General features: G+C 40.4%; 5 protein-coding genes. 3 read left to right on the top strand and 2 right to left on the bottom strand.

Annotated elements, in window-relative coordinates; genetic code table 11:
* Positions 1–350 precede the first annotated feature (350 nt).
* Positions 351–803 (top strand): DUF302 domain-containing protein, encoded by a 453-nt coding sequence (locus tag ACWXWT_RS19565; RefSeq protein ID WP_456043244.1) that lies wholly within the window; start codon positions 351–353, stop codon positions 801–803.
* A gap of 220 nt (positions 804–1023) precedes the next feature.
* Here the strand turns inward: ACWXWT_RS19565 and ACWXWT_RS19560 are convergent, their stop codons facing one another.
* Positions 1024–3780, bottom strand: a complete 2757-nt coding sequence (locus ACWXWT_RS19560; RefSeq protein WP_456043243.1) for a PAS domain-containing protein — start codon at positions 3778–3780, stop codon at positions 1024–1026.
* A 3-nt stretch (positions 3781–3783) separates the two neighbouring features.
* Positions 3784–4191, bottom strand: a complete 408-nt coding sequence (locus tag ACWXWT_RS19555) for a response regulator (protein WP_456043242.1) — start codon at positions 4189–4191, stop codon at positions 3784–3786.
* Positions 4192–4435: 244 nt separating this feature from the next.
* Between ACWXWT_RS19555 and ACWXWT_RS19550 the strand changes: the two genes are divergently transcribed.
* Both ACWXWT_RS19550 and yddG read left to right on the top strand, forming a co-directional pair.
* Entirely contained in the window at positions 4436–5134 is a 699-nt protein-coding gene (locus ACWXWT_RS19550; RefSeq protein ID WP_456043241.1) for an Hpt domain-containing protein, read from the top strand.
* Positions 5135–5264: 130 nt separating this feature from the next.
* The gene (yddG, locus tag ACWXWT_RS19545; protein WP_456043240.1) at positions 5265–6164 is read left to right on the top strand and encodes an aromatic amino acid DMT transporter YddG; all 900 of its coding nucleotides are present in this window, start codon (positions 5265–5267) and stop codon (positions 6162–6164) included.
* Positions 6165–6290: the final 126 nt, after the last annotated feature.

Genomic DNA, 6290 nt, shown 5'->3' with positions numbered 1-6290 from the left:
AGATACTGGAGGTAGAGTAACGCAGGAGCTTGTTACCGAGGATCACTATTCGCTTCAATCATCTGCCTTGCCTACAGCACTTTGAACTCCCGCTGAAAGATCACATATTTAATAGGATTGGTATAACCGCTCCGACTCAACGTTTATTCGTATCAACAAACACAGTACAACAATATTCGCCTAACTTTACTCGTTAAGGAAAGTAACTAGGTTTTCAACCAAACGGCTTTATAGGATGTGATTGTGTAGCTATTTAATTAATTGTACTGTGATCTTTTGTTTCAATGTGTATTAACGGCGCATAATTAATATACACGTCCATCTATCAACATAACCAATAGGTAACCATTATGATTAGAAATATTTCGTTAGCCCTTGTTGTCTTGATAGCATCGACTCAAGCGTATGCGGTCGAAAGCATTATTACTCTTAAAAGTCATTATTCGGCAAAAGAAACGGCTGACAGATTTGAGTCGATTATCAAAGACAAAGGTTTTACAGTTTTTACTCGGATTGATCATCAAAAAAATGCTGCCAGTGTGGGGTTAGCACTAAGGCCAACCGAAGTCATCATTTTTGGAAAACCTAAGATTGGGACACAGTTAATGCAATGCAGCCAACTCGTCGCGATTGATTTACCTCAGAAGGTTTTGATTAGCGAGGATGCGGATAACAACGTTTGGCTGTCGTATAACAATCCTGAATACATTAAACAACGTCATAATATTGCAGGCTGCGATAAGGTGATCAATAAAATTTCAGGTGTACTCGGTAAATTAAGCAATGCGGCAACGTCGAAGTAAACAGTGCTTAATAAAGCACTTTACGCTTAAACCATCGGTTATAAATGATTCAAGGTTAAAAACTCAATAATTAACATGACCAAAGATACTGATTATGGTTTGCCAAATAATCACCTATAACCTCACGAGTTAGCGTTTATGCGCTAACTCGTTTTTTATTTCCCTGTTTATCGGTAGCTGTTTACCTTATCCAGTAACGACTCTGATATTTCTTTAACTTCTACTGTTGTACTGATATAGGCAATCGAATATAAAACCGCGAACCAGCGCCTGTTTCAGATCGATAACCAATACTACCATTCATTGCTTCAATCAATTCTTTACAAAGCGCCAAGCCTAAACCCGTACCGCCTTTGGCTTTAGAGCTACTGGCATCTGCTTGGGAAAATCGTTCAAAAATCTTGCCTTTAAAATCTTCTGGGATCCCACAGCCTTGATCTTCCACGGCTATCTCAACCTCATCATAAATTAGGGTGGCAGACAGCGTTACGTTACCCGCTTTAGGTGAAAACTTAACCGCGTTAGACAGGAAATTGGTCAAGATTTGTAATAGACGATGCTCATCAATATATAGCAAGGTATCATCAATTTGCTTATCCAGTTGCAGTGTTAACCTAATATTATGTAGGTCTGCATAGGGTTGATGATCATGAATGGCTCTTTGTAAAAGAGGTTTAATAGGTAAACATGTCATTTCAAACAATAACTTACCTGCAGCAAGTTTTTCGATATCTAATAAGTCATTGATTAAACGACTAAGCTGCTTGCAGTTGCTGCTCGCAATATCAATCAGTTTGTCAGCTTTGGCAGGTAAAGTGACTAACTTACCCGACTGCAATAAGTTTAATGCACCAAAAATTGACGTTAAGGGTGTACGAAGTTCATGACTCACCGTTGAGATAAATTCATCTTTAATTTGTTGCAATTTCATTCTGTCTGTAATGTCTTGCACTGAACCTATCAATATCAAGTCTGGGTTTTTATCTTCGGCAACCAACTGCCCTAGTTCATGTACCCAGCGCACTTCACCGTTCGGGCGAATAATGCGATGCACTACATTATGAATACCGGTTAAACGTGCCTCTTGTTCGCTTTTATCCACTTTGTCGATATCGTCTGGATGCACTGCGCTTTTAAACAAGGTCACACTCGGAACGATATCTTGCTCATCTAATCCAAATATTTGATAAATAATGGGTGACCACCATAAAGTGCCCAGTTTCAATGATGCTTGCCAATAACCTATTTGAGCTTGCTCACTGGCTAAATCAAGACTTTGCTGAGCGACATGGAGTTGGTGATTGAGTTCTTCGAGTTTGAGGTAATGCTCTTTGGTTTGAGTAATGTCTTGAATATACCCATGCCATAAGGTGCTACCATCAGGCATTGTTTCTGGTGTCGCACTGCCAGATAACCACGTCAGTGTATTGTCATCTCGGCAAACACGGTATTCCTGCTTCCAAAGCGTCTGATGTTTGGCTGACTCTTCGATACTCAGCGCTACAGCAGCTAAATCATCTGGGTAAATTCTGGCAAATGCATTAGTCGCATCAGTAAGGACATCTTCGGGTTTTATACCATAAATATCTTCTATTGCATCACTCGCATAAGGAAATGCGCTACGTCCATCTGGCCATGATTGATACTGATAAACCACACCAGGAAGCTGCTGAGTTAGTTTGTACAGTTGGTCTTGCAGTTTTTTCTCTTTGCTGACATCCATAATAAAACCGTCAAGATACTGCACGGCGCCAGAACTGTCATACTCAGCAGCCCCGCGTTCCTCTACCCACACAACGGATCCATTTTTATGCAAAATACGGAAGTTTAACACCCAACTAGTGTGGTTTTGTACTGCTTTTTCGATGATATTAAATAGCTCTGGCCTGTCGTCAGGATGAACAATACTCACGTAATAGCGCTGGTCATTATTAATAAAATCGCTGGCAGGATAGCCCGAAAGATCATAAATATGTTCACTCATGTACAGCATGGTCCAATGTTCATCATGCTGACATCGGTAAGTCATTCCCGGTATATTGCCAACTAAAGTCTTAAACTGATCTCGACTTTGCAATAATGCTAGCTCGCTATTAATTTCTTTGGTGATTTCGGCCTGTGTGCCATACATCATTAGTGCTTTGCCATCTTCAGAATATGAAACCACTTTGCCTCTATCATGCACCCACACATAATGGCCATCTTTGTGCTTCATTCTGCATTTAACGTCATAAAATGGCGTTGAGCCATTGAGGTGTTCATCTAAGGCAGCATCTGAACTGGCCAAGTCATCGGGGTGTATCATTGATAACCAGGCTTCTATAGTAATGGGCTCAAGCTCATCAAGCGTATAACCGATAATTTCAGCCCAACGTTCGTTACAATTAGACTCGCCGGTTTGAACATTCCATTGCCAAGTACCGATCCTTGTGCCTTCAAGCACTGAACGGTACATTTTCTCGCTTGCCACTAATTGCTCGTGGGCTTGTTCTTGTAATCGGTCTTGAATTTCTTGCTCAATACTCTTTGCAAATTCGGCAACGATTTGTCGTTCTTTGTCAGTAAACTGGCGAGGTTGGCTATCAATAAAGCACAGTGTGCCAATGTTCTCCCCATTATTGACTAAAGGTACTCCGGCATAAAATCGAAAAAATGGCGCGTTTACGACTAACGGGTTATCGGCAAATCGACTGTCGAGAAGAGTATCAGACACTTCAAAAATTCCGCTTCCCAGAATGGTATGCCCACAAATTGAGATATCTCTACTTGTCTCGCATACCTCTACACCTTGTTTAGACTTAAACCATTGGCGGTTGGAATCAATTAATGAAATAAGCACTATGTCGGTGCCGATACAAAGTTGAGCTAAATGGGTTAAGCGATCAAAGCGCTGCTCAGGTTCCGTATCTAACAGTCCCGTATTTTGTAACGAGATGAGTCTTTTTTGCTCGGAATGAGGTAATACAGGCTTTAGCATCGGTTACTCCGGGGTGTGAATGTCTGCTGACGTTAAATAAGCTTGATAAATAGACTCGAGTTTATCGCCAAGGCTCATAGCATCAAACGGTTTTTCGATAACCGCTATTGCGCCAGCATCTAAATATTCTTTTTTTTCAGAATGTTGAATGCGAGCCGTCATAAACACCACTGGAATGTGTTGATAATGTGGCTTTTTACGAATTTCAATTAACGTTTGTAGGCCATCCATTCCGGGCATCATGGCATCCAATAATATTAAGTCCGGTGTAAAATGATCTGTTTGGCTAATCGCCTCATTTCCGCCTTCGCAAGCAACTAACGTCAACCCTGAAATATCAACAAGCGCCATTTCTACGATAACTCTAATCGACTCATCATCTTCTACGTGTAAAATTTTATCTAACGGCATTTCGACTCCGATTAGCTTGGTTTAGCACCCATATTTGGCTACATTTGTGACTAATATTGTATTATTATTTTTGATGTAGCAAACTAAGTTGTTGAATAAACACATTCACCGGCCATAAATTGTGTCTATATATTGCTATAGTCCACCCAATATTGCCCTATTTAATCAACTGCTATTATTCATTTATGTAGTAGATAAACAACGTCTTCATCTGCCGAGAACCCTTGATATGAAAGCAAATAAAATGGCTACTAATCAGCAGCGAGTTGACGAAAGAAACAACAAGGTTGCTCATAATGTTAGCTCAGAATTGGAAAATATGACTTTAGCGGGTTTACTGGAGCCGTTTGGTGGTAATGAAACATTTTATCGCCGTTTAATTAGCATCTTTGAAAGAAACCTAGAACCACAACTGCAAAATATCGATTTGATGATTTCGCAGAAAAACATCAAAGAACTCTTACGCGCGGTTCATACCCTAAAAGGCAGCTCAGGAACCAGCGGATTATCAGTACTTTATCGTACCTTATGCGACGGGGAGAAAACGTTAACGGATCTTGATGCGACTAATGCTAATGAATTTGACATGCAGTGTAGGGATTTGGGTAAGCAAATACGTTTTGTGGCACTCGCTGAGCTGTCGAGTATCAACACGCTATTAACAAAAGATGACGTTAATAAAATAGTAGAGCCCCCACTCCCCGCAGCCGAATATTCAATCCCCGAACTCACATTGATGCTCGCGGAACTGAAACAATATCTACAAGACAATAATCTCAATGCGCTTAAGATCACTTTACTGCTACAAGATAAATTATCAGGACATCCGCACCTCGAACATAATTTAACCGAACTAAGTGATGCTGTAGAAATATTAGATTTTGAAACTGCACTGGTAGCGTTATCGTCATTATCTGAAAGTGTCACTAATACCGCACTCTAGCCCTGTGCCAATCCTAATTATGTAGGCAAATCCGATTAATCTGACGGTATTTTAAAAAGCGATTGCATCTGTATTTATTAACCACGATAGTGTGATGCAAATTCAAATACGATTATAGCTTTGGTTTTTTATGCCTTTTGTTAGTGATAATAAGTATACCTTTTATGGTGTTATTGCCATTCTGCTTTGGAGCTCTGTCGCGGCCTTGATCCGCGATTTATCAGAGTTATTTAGTCCCATCGGTGGCGTGGCAATGATGTACTCCGTCAGTGCATTGTTTTTAATGTCAGTAATGGGCATCCCCAAAATAAAAGACTACTCCATACGTTATCTCATTATCGGAGGTGGATTATTTGTCACCTATGAAATTTGCTTGGCATTGTCTTTAGGCATGGCGAATAGCCGACATCAAGCCATGGAAATGGCCATTATTAATTACTTATGGCCAGCACTGACGATATTGTTAAGCGTTTTGATAAGCCCTAAAAAGGTCAATATATTCGTGTATCCGAGTATTCTGCTGGCTTTTATCGGCGTGGCATGGTGTATTTCTGGCGACCAAGGGATTTCAATTGATATTTTGTTAAGCAATATATCAGACAATCCCATCACCTATTTGATGGCTTTAGCTGCTGCGTTTATTTGGGCTATTTACTGTGTTGTGACTCAAAAAATTAGTAAGGGCAAAAACGCGATTGTGCTGTTTTTTATTGCTACGGCTCTTACCTTGTGGGTGCAATACTTTTTCAGTAATGAACCCAGCATTAACTTCACGCTGTCATCGACAATGACTTTATTGCTGTCTGGCATGGTGATTGGAACGGGTTACGCGTTATGGAACCAGGCAGTCATTGGCGGCAATATTATATTGTTAGGCACCTTGTCTTATTTTACTCCAGTATTTTCTACTATTTTTGCTTCAGTATATTTAACCATCTCATTAACAGGTACATTTTGGCAGGGTGTTACGATGGTCACATTAGGATCATTGATTTGTTATTGGGTCACCCGAACCAAGAAACCAGCTTGATACCAATCCTATTAAATATGTGGTCTTTCAGCGGGAGTTCAAAGTGCTGTAGGCAAGGCAGATGATTGAAGCGAATAGTGATCCTCGGTAACAAGCTCCTGCGTTACTCTACCTCCAGCATCTGAC

This window comes from Shewanella sp. A22, from assembly GCF_053850585.1.
Note: the sequence above shows the minus strand (reverse complement) of the source record. Positions and strands in the feature narration are given on the sequence as shown.